16 protein-coding genes are annotated in these 16946 nt (G+C 37.7%); 8 read left to right on the forward strand and 8 right to left on the reverse strand.

Going from position 1 to position 16946, the window contains the following annotated elements; all coding sequences use genetic code 11:
- Positions 1–245 precede the first annotated feature (245 nt).
- Positions 246–686, reverse strand: coding sequence for a lysozyme (locus ACLMCG_RS03190; RefSeq protein ID WP_413958768.1), 441 nt, complete (start codon positions 684–686; stop codon positions 246–248).
- Between the two features lie 592 nt (positions 687–1278).
- On the opposite strand from ACLMCG_RS03190, the gene ACLMCG_RS03195 reads away from it, so the two are divergent.
- The 5 genes from ACLMCG_RS03195 (at position 1279) to ACLMCG_RS03215 (ending at position 7447) form a co-directional block, all read left to right on the forward strand.
- On the forward strand, positions 1279–1521 hold the full coding sequence (locus ACLMCG_RS03195) for a hypothetical protein (protein WP_413958769.1): 243 nt from the start codon (positions 1279–1281) through the stop codon (positions 1519–1521).
- Positions 1522–1709: 188 nt separating this feature from the next.
- On the forward strand, positions 1710–3962 hold the full coding sequence (locus tag ACLMCG_RS03200; protein ID WP_413958770.1) for a TonB-dependent siderophore receptor: 2253 nt from the start codon (positions 1710–1712) through the stop codon (positions 3960–3962).
- A 3-nt stretch (positions 3963–3965) separates the two neighbouring features.
- Positions 3966–5411, forward strand: a complete 1446-nt coding sequence (locus tag ACLMCG_RS03205) for an ABC transporter permease (protein ID WP_413958771.1) — start codon at positions 3966–3968, stop codon at positions 5409–5411.
- Positions 5412–6758, forward strand: a complete 1347-nt coding sequence (locus ACLMCG_RS03210) for a DUF3526 domain-containing protein (RefSeq protein ID WP_413958772.1) — start codon at positions 5412–5414, stop codon at positions 6756–6758.
- Positions 6752–7447: an ABC transporter ATP-binding protein gene (locus ACLMCG_RS03215; RefSeq protein WP_413958773.1), complete on the forward strand. Its 696-nt coding sequence runs from the start codon at positions 6752–6754 to the stop codon at positions 7445–7447. Before ACLMCG_RS03210 ends, ACLMCG_RS03215 begins: the two co-directional genes overlap by 7 nt.
- Positions 7448–7543: 96 nt before the next feature.
- On the opposite strand, the gene ACLMCG_RS03220 is transcribed toward ACLMCG_RS03215, so the two are convergent.
- Positions 7544–8839, reverse strand: a complete 1296-nt coding sequence (locus ACLMCG_RS03220) for a cryptochrome/photolyase family protein (protein WP_413958774.1) — start codon at positions 8837–8839, stop codon at positions 7544–7546.
- Positions 8840–9036: 197 nt separating this feature from the next.
- Here ACLMCG_RS03220 and ACLMCG_RS03225 point away from each other — a divergent pair, with 197 nt between their 5' ends.
- The gene (locus ACLMCG_RS03225) at positions 9037–9279 is read left to right on the forward strand and encodes a hypothetical protein (protein ID WP_413958775.1); all 243 of its coding nucleotides are present in this window, start codon (positions 9037–9039) and stop codon (positions 9277–9279) included.
- A 28-nt stretch (positions 9280–9307) separates the two neighbouring features.
- Here the strand turns inward: ACLMCG_RS03225 and ACLMCG_RS03230 are convergent, their stop codons facing one another.
- The gene (locus ACLMCG_RS03230) at positions 9308–10156 is read right to left on the reverse strand and encodes a helix-turn-helix domain-containing protein (protein ID WP_413958776.1); all 849 of its coding nucleotides are present in this window, start codon (positions 10154–10156) and stop codon (positions 9308–9310) included.
- 71 nt (positions 10157–10227) lie between these two features.
- Between ACLMCG_RS03230 and ACLMCG_RS03235 the strand changes: the two genes are divergently transcribed.
- Positions 10228–11601, forward strand: coding sequence for an MFS transporter (locus ACLMCG_RS03235; protein ID WP_413958777.1), 1374 nt, complete (start codon positions 10228–10230; stop codon positions 11599–11601).
- 41 nt (positions 11602–11642) lie between these two features.
- Complete coding sequence (locus ACLMCG_RS03240; RefSeq protein ID WP_413958778.1) at positions 11643–12032, forward strand: hypothetical protein; 390 nt, start codon at positions 11643–11645, stop codon at positions 12030–12032.
- Between the two features lie 63 nt (positions 12033–12095).
- On the opposite strand, the gene ACLMCG_RS03245 is transcribed toward ACLMCG_RS03240, so the two are convergent.
- The 5 genes from ACLMCG_RS03245 to ACLMCG_RS03265 all read right to left on the reverse strand — a co-directional run bounded on the left by ACLMCG_RS03245 (position 12096) and on the right by ACLMCG_RS03265 (position 16893).
- Positions 12096–12746: an HD domain-containing protein gene (locus tag ACLMCG_RS03245; RefSeq protein WP_413958779.1), complete on the reverse strand. Its 651-nt coding sequence runs from the start codon at positions 12744–12746 to the stop codon at positions 12096–12098.
- Positions 12747–12837: 91 nt separating this feature from the next.
- Positions 12838–13695: a helix-turn-helix domain-containing protein gene (locus ACLMCG_RS03250; protein ID WP_413958780.1), complete on the reverse strand. Its 858-nt coding sequence runs from the start codon at positions 13693–13695 to the stop codon at positions 12838–12840.
- A gap of 112 nt (positions 13696–13807) precedes the next feature.
- The gene (locus ACLMCG_RS03255; protein WP_413958781.1) at positions 13808–14965 is read right to left on the reverse strand and encodes an MFS transporter; all 1158 of its coding nucleotides are present in this window, start codon (positions 14963–14965) and stop codon (positions 13808–13810) included.
- A 137-nt stretch (positions 14966–15102) separates the two neighbouring features.
- A complete protein-coding gene (locus tag ACLMCG_RS03260; protein WP_413958782.1) occupies positions 15103–16017 on the reverse strand; it encodes a helix-turn-helix domain-containing protein in 915 nt (304 codons plus the stop codon).
- Positions 16018–16095: 78 nt separating this feature from the next.
- The gene (locus ACLMCG_RS03265; RefSeq protein WP_413958783.1) at positions 16096–16893 is read right to left on the reverse strand and encodes an SDR family oxidoreductase; all 798 of its coding nucleotides are present in this window, start codon (positions 16891–16893) and stop codon (positions 16096–16098) included.
- Positions 16894–16946 lie beyond the last annotated feature (53 nt).

The following is a 16946-nucleotide window of genomic DNA, read 5'->3' on the forward strand; positions in this document are numbered from 1 at the left end:
TAGAAAATTTTTAAAAGAGAAATACAATGGTGGTTTCTCAAAAGTTAATAATTTTTTTTACGAACCTAAATACAAAGAAATCCATCTTGAAATTGATAATGATTCGATAGTTGAGAAAAACCTCTATGACAATTTTATTGCAAGTATCAAGAGTAGTGAATTTGGAAAGTATTTTACATGGTAAAATAATAGCCCCACCTAACAATGGGGAATTTCTATTTAAAAAAGGCCTTGTAGAACTTCAGTTATTTAGAAAAAAACAGATCAGCTTCCGCCTTTCTTCTTCGGATAAGCCCGTTTAAAACTTTCCCTCCAGCAGTAATATATCGTTTTGTAAACCAATTTCTGATTTCTAAATCTGCTGCTCTTTTGTTGATAAGAGAAAATAGAGTCTCAGATCCTCCGGTATTATAAGCATGAGAAACCAAAGCATCAAACTGATTCTGATTAAGTTCTATTTTCACTTTTGAGTTCACGATGTTTTCATAAATTGGCAAAACTGTAGCGAATAACTCTACTCCTTGTTCTTTTGTGATTGCCGGATCTTTCATGGTTACTTTCATTCCTCCCGGATAGTAAGTGTTGCCATACCCTATTGTCGGAATTCCCGCAGAATCCAGATAAGGCTTAGCGCTGAAGCCTTCAAATGATACGATCAGGTTGATTCCTTTTTGTGAAGTTTTCATGTATTTAGTTTTATGTATTGCCCAGCAAAATTAAAATTGTAAATCCCAAAACAGTGAGGAAAAACACCTATTTTTATCAAGTGTTATTATTATTTTCATTTTAAGTCCTGACTTTCTTTTTTATGCTCTAAGGATATTTTTGCTTGTTTTTTTATCTTCGGCGTGTTAGCGGACATTTACTGAATTTGTTCAATCTCTGAATGTATTGAGACTGTAACTTAATATAAAAACAAAAAAACCTCCCGAATCATCGGAAGGTTATACTGTAATTTGTCAGAAATATGAAATTTCAATGGGCCAAAAATATAACAAGTGTTTATATCACAAAATATGATCCGGATCATACTGCTGCGGAAAATATTTCCTGAGCCCAACAGAAGCTATAATCATTAGGTTTGAAATCACATCTTGAAAAATATCTGTTACTTTTTCTTCATCATCCCTTTTTTATCAAATTAAATTGTACTTTTGTTTTTCTATTATGCAAAAATTTCTCAGAGTCTTTTTTGTTTTCTCTTTACTTCTGATATTTGTTTCTAATGTCAGTGGCATAACAACGTGTTTTGATCACGCTAAACATGCTAAAAGTAAAGTGATTTATAAAAAGGGGTCCAAAGAAGAGAAAATTCCTACCTTTTCACAGGACGACGAATGTCAGTGTGCGCTTCATATGCACATGAACAATGTTCTTCTTCCTGAACCTTTGAACATGGATTTTGCCATCAATAGTACGAATGACAACGAAATGCCTCAACCGAAAGCCATTTCATACCGTTGCCTTCTCGACTTCTTCAGCTCCCGGGCTCCCCCATCCTCATTTTTCGCGGCAGCTTAATCTATACTGCCTTCATTTTTTGTATACAGATTTCTTAGTCTGTACTGTTATTCCGTGGATACCTGTGTTTTCACACAATTAAGGATATCCTTTTATTAATGGGCATTTTCATTGCCCGTACATCCCTTTTCATGATTACCAGTAATTTTAATTATTCGGGAATAATTCATTGTATTTCCCCAAATTCTGTGAAACTTTTAAGTCTAAGTTTCCTCACCGCATCTTCATTTCTATATGCTCAGTCCCGTTCTGAAGATTCTTTATCTACAGTGGTACAAACGGTTGAGATCATCGGAAGAAAGTCTAAAGATTATACATCGGACTACTCTTTCGCTGCCACTAAGATTGCTATGAAAAACAAAGATCTTCCTTTAACTCTTAATACGGTTACCAAGGAGCTGATCACCGACCGCCAGGCCTTTCAGCTTGGAGAGGTTATGAAAAACGTGAACGGAGTCTCTCCTTCCAGTTATTACAACCAATACAACATCCGTGGCATCAGCCAAAATGAAGAAGGACAGATCATCAATGGAATGCGCACAAGGCAGTATTATTTTCTACAGCCTATGACTTCCAATATTGAGCGTGTGGAAATTTTCAAAGGTCCTGCAAGCATTACCATGTCCAGTGTAGATCCCGGAGGAACAATTAATATGGTTACCAAAAAACCGTTGTCAACTTCCCGTCACGAGATCAGTTCATCGGGAGGCAGTTTTGATACTTACCGTGTTACCACAGATCTTACAGGTCCTTTAAATAAGAGCAAAACCCTGCTGTATCGCTTTAACGGAGCTTACCAAAATGCTCATTCGTTCAGGGATCATGTTAAAAACAGCGGTATTTTAATTTCTCCTTCCATCACCTTTGTTCCGAATGAAAAAACATCGGTGAATGTGGAAATGATTTTCAATGATCTTTATGGAAATCTGGACAGAGGACAACCTATTTTCGGTGCTGTTGCAGGAAAAACAGATTTGTACAGTACACCAAGATCATTGAATCTGGGAGCTCCCGATGATTTTTTTAAAACCAGGGAATTAATTTTAATGGGAAGTGTTGCCCATCACTTTAATCAATTTATCAGCTTTAATGCTTCTTATATGAAGCAATACTGGAGAGAAAATCTGCAGGAACACCGAACCACCAATTCTTTTGTCCCCGATATGGATAACAAACCGGTTTCCAGTCTTGCAATGATGCAGTTTGTACAAAGGAATCAAAACTGGGCAACAGATAATATCAATGCTTATTTTAATTTTAAATTCAAAACCGGTGCTGTTCAGCATCAGGCTTTGATAGGCTATGACAGTCAGATCTGGGAAAAACGCAAAGGCGGGCAGCAAAATGCCGCAAGAGGTTTTCTTTTAAAGAACGGTTCTGTGGCTCCCTCTTACAAACCTGCCAATGCGGCTGATTACCAGACTTTCAATTACAACGGAATACTCATTCCAAAGCCCAATGTTACTCCTTTTGATCTGAATCCGGGTGCAGAAAATTATCAGGGTAATGATTTTAATACTTTGAATATCATGACTCCTCTGCCTTCTGCTCTTACAACCACACATGCAGCTTATATCCAGCATTTTTTCACGTGGAAAAAGTTCAAAATTTTATCAGGAATACGTCAGGAATGGTTTCAGGACATTACCAATTTCAAGGAATCCAATGAGTCTTCATTCCGGAATAATAAACTTCTGTACAGATTCGGGATCACCTATAGTCTTACGGATAACATTAATTTTTATGGAACTTACCTTACCGGATTCCAGCCACAATCCAATACGGTGACATTAATGCCCAATACCTCCAACCTTACAGGATCTGCTGCCAGATTTAAACCTTTGACATCAGATCTTAAAGAACTGGGAATGAAAGCGCAGCTTTTTGGAAAAATCTCATTGAATCTTGCTGTGTATGAGATCAATCAGAGAAATATTTTAATCAATGCCAACAATCCTTCGGAACCTGATGAACTTGTACAGCGAGGGGCCGACCGGAGTCGTGGATTTGAAGCTGAGATTTCGGGGCATATTCTTCCTCAATGGCATATTTACGGAGGTTACAGCTATATCGATGCTAAAATACTGGATGATACGAATCCTGATCTTGTGGGGAAAGGGAAAGAAAATACTTCTAAAAATTCTTTCAATATCTGGACACGCTACAACTTTTCAACCATAGAGCTTATAAAAGACTTTGGAATTGGAGCGGGAATGCTTTATCAAAGTTCAAAAGTACCATGGTTTACAAGAAGCTTTGAGCTTCCGCCATATACTACCATAGACACTGCATTGTATTATACTCCGGCAAAATCTGTTCAGCTGGCTTTTAACCTGAATAATATTACCAATAAGGTCTACTGGATCGGCGCTCAGAATTACCTAAGATTATTTCCGGGCACACCAAGAAACTATTTACTAACTGCTACTTATAAATTTTAAATTATGGCTATTTCAAACTTACAACTGATTGTGAGAAAGACCTGGCAGGACCTGTTCAAAGGCAAACAGAACCTGCTCATCACCATCACTGTACTCCTCTTCTGTATGTTGAGCATCGGCATTGGGTTTACAAAATACACCGATTCTTTTTCAAAAATAAAAGAATACCGGGAAGAAGTCCGGGAACACTGGGAACACAGACCTGATAAGCATCCGCACCGTATGGCGCATTATGGCTATCTGGTTTTCAGAATCGGGCATCCACTGAATATTTTTGACAACGGATTAGATGACTATCTTGGAAATGTAATATTCCTGGAAGCACATAAACAGAATACAGCCAATCTTTCGGAAGCCGGAAGTTCAGGTACTTTGGTAAGATTCGGGGCTTTCAGCAGTGCTTTTATTCTGCAGAGTATTGTTCCTCTGATTATTCTTTTTTTAGGGTTTGGATTAATCGTACAGGAACGTGAAAACGCCACTTTAAAAATCATCAGTGTACAAGGGGCTTCGGGAAGAGATATTATCTGGGGAAAAGTTCTGGGACTCTGGCTGTTTTCTTTATGTTTCCTGATCCCGGTAATTCCTGTTGCTTTCGTGGCTGCATTGATGTCACAAACTACAGATTCTGCTGATATTTTGATTCGTTTGTCATTGCTCCTGCCCGCTTATATGGTCTATTATTTTTTCATCAGCGTCTTAACGGTTATCGTTTCTGCGAATAGTAAAAGTACCTCTTCAGCACTGATCGGTCTTATCGGGTTCTGGCTTCTGTTCATTATTGTTTTACCAAAAGGAGTTCAGTTTGCAGCACAAAATTTATATCCGGCTCCTTCCCGTATTGCTTTTGAAACCAATCTGGAAAAGGATATTTTAAAATCGGGAGACAGCCACAATCCTGACGATCCTCATTTTAAGAAAATAAAAGATTCATTACTTGCGCATTATAAAGTAAAAACAACCAATGAACTTCCCTTCAACTATGGCGGGTTTGTCATGAAGGAAGGGGAAAAGATAAGTTCCCGGATCTATATCAGGCATCAAAAAGAATTGCAGACCATTTACCACAAACAACAAAATCTCACAGACATTTCGGGTTTAATCAATCCTGCTATTGCTGTTAAAAATTTTTCAATGATTGCAACAGGTACAGATTTTTTCTCATATACCCAGTTTCAAAAGCAGGCTGAAGAATACCGCTATCAGATGGCTCAGCATTTAAATGATCTGCAGATAAAGTATATCAGCAATATAAAACCGGAAAAAGGAGGTCCGCCTGCTGTGATTGATAAGGATAACTGGAAGAGATTCCCGGACTTTAATTATCAGTATACGAACGTTTTGGACAGCTTAAAAGAGCAGTCAATACCTGCTGTTGCTTTGCTTCTTTGGTTAGCAATAGGCATTGCCGCAATTGAAATAAGTGGAAGAAAATTAAAATTAATCTAGATGAACCGTTATTTATACATACAATTTTATCGTAACAAAGCCTATATCATTGCGTTGTTATTCTTATTCATGGCCGGGATGATGGCTATTTATACCGGGAAGAAATTTCTGGACCGGAATGAAGATATTATTTCTAAAAGCGGAGCATTCCAGAAAGAAAGCATAGAAAGGAACACTAAGTTTCATAAAGATGATCTGGGATTGGTTCTTTATTATATTAAATTTAATCTGGTGAATGAAACTCCCAGACTGGCTGCCCTGAATATCGGAATGCGTGACTTAAATCCTTCGATACAGGGAGTAACCATCCGGAATCTTGAAGAGCAACGTTATAATTCTGATTTTTATAATCCAGCCAATGCTGCCGTCGGAAACTTTGATTTCAGTTTTGTGATTGTATTCCTTTTCCCATTGGTGATTGTCGCTTTTTGTTATAATCTGATTTCTGAGGAAGAAGAAAGAGGAACCTGGAAGCTGCTGTCAGTTCAAAGTGGTAATTTACAAAAGTTTTTGGATCATAAAATGCTCATACGACTGAGTGCTGTAACGGTGGTGTATCTGGCATTAATGATTATTGCTTCGTTATGGATAAAGATTCCTTCAGACCTTTATTATATTGCGTTTGTCATCAGTGGATGGCTTTATATTCTGTTCTGGTTTGTGCTTTGCAGATGGATTATTTCTTTTCGGAAATCATCAGCTCAGAATGCATTGATTCTTCTCATTGTATGGGTAAGCATTAATTTTATCATTCCGATGAGCAGCAATATTCTGATCCAAAAGATCTATCCTGTTCATGAATCCCTGAAAGCGGTTATGGAACAGAGAGAGGGCTATCACAACAAATGGGATGAAGCCAAACGCCCGACTATGGAAAAGTTTTACAAAGCATATCCTCAATACAGAAATTTTACGGTGGAAGAGAATGATACTTTTACCTGGACCTGGTATTACGCTATGCAGCATATGGGAGATCTGGAGTCTGCAAAATCTGCAGAACTGTACACTGAAAAAATGCAGAAACGAAATCAGGCGGCAATTTATTTAGGCTATCTTCTTCCGAATCTCCATACTCAGCTCACAGAGAGTCATCTGGCGAAAACTGATATGAGTAATCAGCTGCAGTATGCTTCTTCGCTTAAAAAATTCCATGAGAAAAAACGGTTGTTCTTCTACCCGCTTATTTTCTCGGGAAAAAATGCCGAATCTGTCAACTGGGCACAGCAAACCATAGAGGTATTCAGCTTGTCCGAACATTTGAAGTGGTTTCAGCTATTGCTGCCCTACCTCATCTTTATTGCTTTATTCATGATCCTTTCACAAAACAAATACAGAAAACTATGTTAAAAACAATCAACCTACATAAAAAATACAACGATTTTACAGCGCTTCATTCTCTTAATCTTGAAGTAAAGAAAGGGGAAATTTTCGCTCTTTTAGGACAAAACGGAGCTGGAAAAAGTACAACGATCAATATTCTTCTGGGACTCATTAAAGCCACTTCCGGAGATGCTTTCATTAATGAGATTTCTGTAAAAGAGCATCCTCAAAAAATAAAAAAACACCTTGCTTATATCCCTGAAACCGTTCTTTTATATCCAAATCTCACCGGAATAGAAAACCTGGATTTTTTCTCTAAGATCGCAGGATTTGATTATCAGAAAGATGAGCTGTCTGCATTATTAAAACGAACAGGATTGCAGGAAACGGCACACCAAAAACCCCTTGGAGGATATTCCAAAGGAATGCGCCAAAAGGTAGGTATTGCTATTGCCTTGGCCAAGGATGCAAAAGTCCTTCTCCTTGATGAGCCCACCAGTGGACTGGATCCGATAGCTACAGCGGAATTTACAGAGATTGTGCGCCAGCTGGGTAAGGAAGGCAGAACCGTTCTAATGGCTACTCATGATATTTTCAATGCCGTAAGCGTAGCCACTAATATTGGTATTATGAAGCAGGGAGAACTTGTACAGAACCTACCTTCCAAAGCATTTACCGCACAGGAATTACAGGAACTGTATCTGAAAACAATTTAATGATCCGATTACTTCAATAAGTAACTTTTCATATTAATATCAATTGGTTGATGCTCAGTGGCTTTTTTGTCATTGGGCATTTTTGTCTAAGATGGTTTATGTCAGGGCTTTCTTATATTCGGATAAAGCTCTTTCTCTGGCATAGGCATGTTCTACTATGGGTGCCGGATATGCAGGTGTATTCCATTCGGGAAGCCATTTTTTGATATATGAAAAGTCTTTATCAAATTTCTCGACCTGAGCTGTCGGATTAAAAACCCTGAAATAAGGAGCTGCATCACAGCCGCTTCCTGCCGCCCACTGCCAGTTTCCATTGTTTGCTGAGAGGTCATAATCATTCAGCTTTAAGGCAAAATAAGCTTCCCCCCAACGCCAGTCGATCAATAAATGTTTACATAAGAAACTCGCCACAATCATTCTTACACGGTTATGTATATAGCCTGTCTGATTAAGCTGTCTCATTCCCGCATCTACAATAGGATATCCTGTAGTTCCTTCACGCCAGTGTTTAAATTCTTCTTCATTATTACGCCAGCTGATATTATCATATTGCTTTTTGAAAGATTGATGAACCACCTGTGGAAAATGAAATAAAATCTGCATAAAAAACTCGCGCCAGATCAATTCTGAAAGCCATGTTGCATTATGTTTCAATGCAAAAGCTACACATTTCCTGATACTGATTGTTCCAAACCGTAAAGCAATTCCCAACTGTGTAGTATGCTGTAAGGCCGGATAATCGCGGTATTTATCGTAATCATCAATAATAGAAGCATCCAGAACAGGTTTTGTAAAATCAAAATCTGTTTTTCTGAAACCAATCTCTTGTAGTGTAAGGATAGCAGAATGTTCCTGTGAAAAGAGATTTTTAAAGTTCAATTCTACAGATTTATAATGTTCCGGAGCTAATGCTTCACGCCATTTCTTTGCAAAAGGAGTATAAACAGTATAAGGAGAACCATCTTTTTTAACAATCTGATCTTTATCAAAAATGACCTGATCTTTATAAGCTTTAAAAGGAATATTTTTTTCTTTGAAAAAATAATAGACTTCCTTATCTCTTTCAATTGCCTGAGGTTCATAATCCCGGTTACAGAAAACGCCTTCAATATGATATTCTTCAGATAATTTCCGGAGTATTTCTATGGGTTTACCATAATAAGTATTGACTTTTGAATGATATTTTTTCAGTGAAATATTGATATCTGTCAAAGCCTGATGGATATAATCTACCCTGCGGTCCTCTTTATCTTCCAGTTTCCCGAGAATATCAGTATCAAATATAAAAACAGGCACTACCGGAGCATCCGACTGGAGAGCGTGGTGAAGCCCGATATTGTCTTCCAACCTCAAATCACGTCTGAACCAGAAAAGGGTAATCGTATCTTTCATAATATCTTAATTCAAATTCATTGATCATTCCTGCTTTGAAATGAGTTCATAACGAAGGAATAAATATACAGATTTTAACACATAAATATTTTCAGAAATTCGTATTATTCGGCTTTATCATTATATTTTGTATGATGATATAAAGTAAAATTTTCCGACCTTTGTCTGGAATTTAGCATGAATAGAAACTTACAATAATGGAAGAATTTGAAGTACCTGTAATCTATAAAGGTAAAGAGCTGTTTTTCAATGGAAAGCTTGCCACCTTCTCATACGGCTATAAACTGTATGTAGATGTTGACGGAACAGAAGTTGTTATTGAACGTGATGATCACGGTGATTTAAGGGCTCTTCTGCCGGATGCTGCTTCGGAAAAAAATATAGACAAAGGGCTTATTGAAGCCATTATTGAAGTATTTAAGGAGCTTCAGGTTTTGTAATTTTCATTAATTAAGATCAGGCAAAAATCTATTTGAAATTCTTCCTGTATTCACCGGGCGTCACTCCCCTATATTTTTTAAACAACTTAGAAAGATGGCTTTCATCACTGAACTGGAGCTCATAAGCGATTTCACTTAAGCGTACACTGCTGTATTTTAAATAAGTTTCCACCAGCTTCAATCTATAATCCAGCAGATAATCCTGATAGGAAACGCCTGTCTGCTGTTTAAAATACTCTCCGAAATAATTCCCGGAAATCCCGAAATGTTCAGCAATAGTTTGAATTCCGGTCTTCTCACGGTCTTTTATATGCTGCTGAATGTAAGTGATGATCTTCATTATCGAAAAAGCCTTGCGATTTTCCTGAAGGTCTGAAGTTTCACTCTGAATGATATTTCTGGCAATCAGGTTGAGAAGGATCGACATACAATTGCGAATGATAAGATAATCCTCAGCTTTGTTTTTGAACTCATTCGTGATCTGCAGAATTAGGGTTTCCGCAAATTGTTCATCATTTTTATTCCTGAAGACACAGCCGGCCCTCGCATGATAATTATGGCTGATGTACTGGAGTTTATACAAATTCTCACAGCTTTCAATACGATCTGCCTCCAGCCTTATTTTATCAATAAAATCAACCGGACACTGAATACTGATAAGCTGAGCAGTTTCACTCTCAAAGCGGTATCCTTCCTGTTGAGGAATAATGAAAAGCTTACCCTGAGAAAAATTAATACTGCGGTCGTCATATGCAAGCGTACCTTTTCCTTTGACAATATAAACGAATGAAAGAAAAGCTTTTGTTTTAAACATGATCTCTTCTTCTTGCAGTTTTATTTCTCTTACTTCAATCCCTTCAAGTGGCAATCCCTTCATGACACACAGTATTTTCCTCCAAAAGTACAATTTTAACAGAATAAAAAGCAGGTAATTTTGCATAAAAAAACATGAACATATATCCGAAACGATGGCAGGCACTCAATTTTCTGATTGCAGGTGCTTTTCTCTCTCCGCTGGATTATTTTATTGTCAATATGGCTTTGCCTTCTATCAAAAAAGCATTCAGCGCCAGCGATCATCAGCTTCAGATGGTCATTGCCATTTATGGACTTACCTATGCAGCGCTTGTTGTTTGTGGAGGAAGATTGGGTGATATTTACGGCCGTAAAAAAGTATTTATATCAGGATTATATACTTTCCTGTTCTCATCTCTGGCCTGTGCCTTCTCTCCTGATGTTACATGGCTGATTATTTTCCGACTGTTTCAAGGCGTTGGAGCATCATTGCTTGCACCGCAGGTATTGGCTTCTATAAAGGATCTTTTCAGCAGTCAGGAGCAGCCTAAGGCTGTGAGCCTTTTCAGTTCGGTATTTGGGCTTGCTTCAGTGGCAGGACAATTGCTTGGCGGAGCTCTTCTAAGTATGCATTGGGGAAATTTTTCCTGGGAAATGGTTTTTCTTGTGAATGTACCCATTACTGTGATCTGTATTCTGGGAATCCATTTTACCATGAGTGACAGCAATAAGAAAGAACAGACAGGTATTGACTTTACAGGAGCTTTATTATTAATTCTGGCTTTACTTATGCTCATCTGCCCTCTTATTTTCGGACAAAAATTTGAGTGGGCCTGGTGGATTTTCGGAGTTATTCTTTCCGGAATCTTATTATTAATCGTGTTTCTGAGATATGAGAAAAAGCAGCTGCAAAAAAGCCGTCTGGTACTTATAGATCCGGCACTGCTGCAATATAAACCTTTTGCATTAAGCCTTCTTATTATTTTCTTTTACAATTTCACCGCTGGTTTATTCATTTGCTATCCTTATTACCTTCAGCAGTTTCTTCATCAGAACTCAATGCAGACAGGCTTGGCTATCGTTCCTTATGGGCTTGCATTTTTTATGGCACCGTTGATCACTTCACGGACAAAACTGGCCACTGACAAAATGATCTACGTAGGATTGGGATTATTGTTGATCGGATTTATACTCAGTGCAGCAGCTTTCTATTTTCAGCAAAAACCATCTTTTATTACTCATATTACCCTTTTTATTGCCGGATTTGGGCACGGAACCATTATGCCGGTTATGATGCGCACAGCTATTTCTCTGGTTTCTAAAGATAAAGCAGGTCAGGCTTCCGGTCTGGTAAGCATTGGAATTCAAATTGGCAGTGTAACCGGAGGGGCTGTTATCGGGACTTTATTTTTTAATCTGATCCCTATTCTGGGATTCAAAGAAGCATTTGTGGCAGCGGTAGGAATGATTGGTATTTTTCAACTTATTGGAATTAGGAGCAGGAAGCAGATTGAAGAAATTCATTGATTAAAAGACATTTAAACAACAAAAAAATTATACATTTAAATATGAGCAATACAGAAAAAATTATTTGGGAAATAGAAGAGTTTCACAGGAATATTGAAAAATGGTTTCAGGGTAAAACAGATAATCAGGAAAGTCTTTACAACAAATTATTATCCGGATTCTCACCGGATTTCAAATTGATTAATGGAAACGGAGATACTGTTACGCTATCTATGCTTAGAGAATGGCTTCCCACCGTATTTGGAAAATTCCCGGAACGAAATATTCAGGTTGAAAATATAGAAGTACATTATTCCGATTATCACGGTCTTGCCACCTATATTGAGACTCAGATTACGGGAGAAACCACAAACAGGAGACAATCGTCAGCTGTTTTTCTATTAAATGAAGAAAAAGCGTTGTGGTTTCATCTTATTGAAAACTGGATATAAATATATAACAGCCCTGATCATCTAAGAATGTTCAGGGCTGTTTAATTGTAGATTTTCTTTTACTTATTCAGACCACGGCGAATGTAAGATACAATCACAGAAGTTTTTCCTTTGGAAATTCGGGATCATGAAGGCACAAACATCAGCTTTTATATTTCCAAAAGTGGTTTCTGTTTTATGTTCAAAACCACCGAAAAAAGTAGGAATTATCTTCTTTTTAAAATCATTTCTCGGAAAAGCCCTGAGAATTTCCTCCCGATGTTCTGTACTCAGGTTTTCATATCCTTCTCCCATCACATCCAATCCTACTCCGGAATACATTAAGGCTACTTCATTCTCTTTATGTTCTGCAATTCCAATGGTAGTGTGAAGCGCAATGGTATCCCAAACCAGCTGGAGTTTATCCTGAGCAATCCCATGTCCTTTCAAAAAGTCTCTTGCAGCATTGGCTCCGTCTACCTCAAACCTCAGGTCAGAACTGCTGTAATGAGAAACAAGTCCCAAATCATGAAAGACCGATGCGACGTATAATAACTCTGTATCATGAGCCTTGTTTTCCCGTTTGGCATTCAATGATGAGAATAAAAAAACACGCAGAGAATGATTATAAATAAATTCTGTTCCGTGTTCCAATAGCAGTTCTGTGGCTTCTGTTGCGATTTTACTGTCCGGAATGATGATTCCGGCAACTTCTTTCATACGATGTACTGACATAGCTTTATGTAATTTTATCCAAAGGTATCCTGATTACAGGTACCTGAGAATATCAATAAATACTGATGACATGTCAAAATTTCAAACTGTTTTACACCCCGAGGTGGATGAAATTACTGCGATAGTTCACCGGAGATATTTCCGTGTTTTTTTTGAAAAAGTGGCTGAATTGTTCCGAGGTCCCGAAATTAAGCTGATAAGCAATCTCTTTTACGGTATAAGAGCTAAACTGAAGAAGTCTTTTCGCTTCCGCAACAATCTGTCCGTTGATGATCTCTTTTGCGCTTTTATTACTGCATCGTTTACACAGGTCGCTCAATCTTCGTGGGGTAATATTCAACATATCTGAATAGTCGTTTACTGCATGCAGATTATGAAACTGACTGCTCAACAGCTCCATAAATTTGCGGTAAATGATATAATCCTGACTGTCAAAAGTTTCTTCCTTTACGATTTTTATGTTAGCTAATTTGATCATAATGATCTTTAAATAGGCTGCCAATACATCCATCTGATTAGTATAAGACTCTGTTTTGTATTCTGTCAGTAAAATTTGAAACAAACTTAAAAATTCATCTGTTTCAGTCTGATCCGGTAACAGCTCTTGATTCGCAGCCGCATTATTAAACAAAACCGCTTTACAGTTACTGGCACTGGAAGGCACTCTTTCCCAAAAACAGTCTCCAAAAGAAATAAGATAACCACAGATATCAGAATGATTTTCCAACTTACAGATCTGTCCTTTAGAGAGTAAAAAGATTTTTTGGCCTGCAATATCAAAAGTATGTTCATCCACTGTCAGCACACCTCTACCGTTCTCAATCATTAAAATATGATGATAATTGAGTCTTACAAAGTTTCCGAAATAAGGAATTTCATCCTCCAGCCACTTTACAGAAAAAGAATGATCAATAACAGATTCGGTTAAAATTCTTGAGACCGGCTTCATGGAAGGAAATTTTTAATAAAGATAGAAAGATTTTGAAATGCAAGATTAACAAGGAATAATGAACTTGAAAATGTCAAAAAATACCTAACGGATGTCAAAATTCCCTGAAAAATTATAATTTCCTGAATACTTTCATCTGTCCGGCCATAACCGCCAGTAAAATCCCAAAACAGGCAAAAAGACCGTATGAATACCTGAGATCAAAACTCTCAGCAATGTATCCGATAAGAGGCGGCCCCATCAGAAATCCTAAAAATGAAATACTGGATACAAACGATAGTGCAATACTTGGCGCAACAGTACTTACCTTTCCCACAGTGCTGTAAACTGACGGCACGCTCAGGGAACTTCCAAGACCAATAATCATAAAAGCAATGATACAAATCCATAATTCCGGGAAGAAAACGCTTAGAAAAAGTCCTCCGCTCATCAGAATACCACAACATTGCAAAACGATCTTTTTGCCATACTTTTCTATGATTCTGTTCCCGATAAACCTACCTAAAGTCATCATTAAAATAAAACTTGTATATCCCAGTATCACAAGGTTTTCAGGTGCTTTAACTATCGTTTGAAAATAAACCCCGCTCCAGTCGAACATGGCTCCTTCAATTGCCATACTCAGAAATCCTATGATTCCCAAACCAAACAGTGTAGGATTCACAGATTTAAAAATTGACCGGGTTTGCGGCTCTGCTTTATGAATAATATTAGTCAGATTTCTTTTACTATAGAACCAAAGTATTCCTACCAGAATAAAAATAGTAACAAAATGATAGAAAGTTCCCACATGAAGGTTAATCATCAATAAACCAACAACAGCTCCCGTAAGGCCGGCAAAACACCAAGCTCCGTGATAGGAAGAGAGAAGAGATCTCTTGGTAATAGATTCTATTTCAATGGCCTGTGTATTGATCGCTATATTACACATATTTCCGGAAACCCCAAAGAAGAACAGAACAACTGCCAGCGTCCAGTAAGAAGGTGATAAACCAATCAACAAAAGAAAAAAAGGATATAATAAAAAAACTCTTTTAATAATCCAGCTGCTTCCATAGATACTAATCAGTTTTCCAGCCAAAACCATCGTGGAAAGCTGTCCTATCGGCATCAGAAGTAATAATGTTCCCAGTTCTGCCTCATTGATGGAAAGTGCATTTTTAATGATAGGAATCCGGCTGGCCCAGGAAGAAAAAACAAGTCCGTGGGCAAAGAAAAGTAAGAAACAGGCTGTTGGCATTTTTGCATTAAAAGATTCTCTCTCGTTCATTATAACAGGTAATAAAAATTCCTTTTGCAAAGGTAGACACGCTCCCCTATTAAAATCTAGTTCATTTTTGTCATTTTTATGTTCCATTTTAACCAATAACAAAAAAACACCCGGTCTTTGAACCGGGTGTTTTATATCTAATTGAAAGATTGTCTGTAGCTCAGAGGCGTTTTATCTGTTTTCTTTTTAAACAGCTTATTGAATGACTGCGGATGCTCAAATCCTAGCGCATAGGCTACTTCAGATACAGAAAAACCTGTGGTAGTAAGATATTCTTTCGCCTTTTCAATCAGTTTTTCATGAATATGCTGCTGGGCATTCAGTCCGGTAAGGTTACGAAGCATATCACTCAGGTAATGTGGTGACAAATTAAGAGTGGAAGCCAGAAATTCTACTGTAGGAAGTCCTTTATTCAAGGTTTCCTGCTGATTAAAATAATTTTCAAGCACAACATCCATCTTCGTCAACAGATCACTGTTTACAGCTTTTCTCGTGATAAACTGTCTTTTATAGAAACGGTTACTGTAATTGAGAAGAACATCCATATAAGAAATGATAACATCCTGGCTTACTTCATCAATCGTTGTATTCAATTCATTTTCAATAGTATTCAGCAGTCCTGTTATCGTTGTTTTTTCCTGATCAGACAGATGCAGTGCCTCATTCGTATCGTAAGAAAAGAAACCGAAGTTTTTGATATTCTTTGCTAAAGGATAGCTTCTGATAAAATCCGGGTGTACCAGTAACGTATAACCGCAATATTCTGCATTCTCATCAGTGGAAAGTACCTGTCCGGGTGCAGTGAACATCATTCCTCCTTCATTGAAATCATAATATCCCTGCCCATAGCCCATTTTCCCGGTGGTAGAATATTTATACGAAATTTTATAAAAATTCAGGATAAAACTTCTTTTCAGCATATCCTTTTTAATGCTCATTTTCGTATTATCCACAAGGCTTACCAACGGATGAAGCGGTTTTGGGAGCTGCAGCATGTCGTGCAGTTCTGATATGGATGAGATTTTCAGAGGAATGTTATCTTTCTTTTCCATGATATAAAATTATAAATTATTTGATTGAAAAGACAGTATAAATGTGATTTACTTTATACTGCCTTCCAAAAAAGCTGATTAAATAAACTGTTTGCCAAACTGTTCTCTGAATGCTTCATCACCTAATTCAAGGCGCTGTGCATAGATTGCTTTAGCATCTTCTCCTGCTACATATCTCAGCTGTTTTTTGCCATCTGTAGCAGCCTCGTACACCACTGCTGCAATCTGCTCAGGAGTAGAAGCAGCTTCCATCATTCCTTCCATTTTAGAAAACAGAGAATTCGTCATGTCTTCATACGCCGGACTGGATGCTGAGTCCAGAGAACGGCTTACAAAATCTGTTTTGATTCCTCCGGGAGAAACAGTTTTAACATCTATTCCAAAGGTATTAAGCTCAAAAGCTAAACTTTCACTCCATCCTTCAAGTGCCCACTTGGTAGCATGATAAGTAGAGCCTAACGGGAATGCAACCAGTCCACCTATAGACGTTGTAGAAATGAACATTCCTTTTTTCTGTTCTCTGAAGTAAGGAATAAATGCCTGGGTAACGCGTAGAACGCCTAATAAATTCGTGTCAAGCTGTTTTACGATCTGCTCATCCGAAAGAGCTTCCAAAGGGCCTATAAGCCCATACCCTGCATTGTTATAAACCACATCAATATCTCCCAGCTCAATAACGTGTTTAGCGGTTGACTTTATCTGCTCCGGATTGGTAACATCCAGTGGAAGTACAATCACATTCTCCAGAGCCGCAAGATCAGTTGCTGCTTCGGGGTTTCTCATTGTAGCGATTACTCTCCATCCGTTGTTTTGAAATAATTGGGCAGTTGCTTTTCCTAATCCTGTAGAAGCACCTGTTATAAAAATTGTTTTCATTTTTCTTTGTTTAAAATTACAAGACAAAGTTCAGTATTACAACAAACCCGGGA

Origin of the sequence: Chryseobacterium sp. S90, assembly GCF_047444895.1 — a bacterium.
Lineage (GTDB): Bacteria > Bacteroidota > Bacteroidia > Flavobacteriales > Weeksellaceae > Chryseobacterium.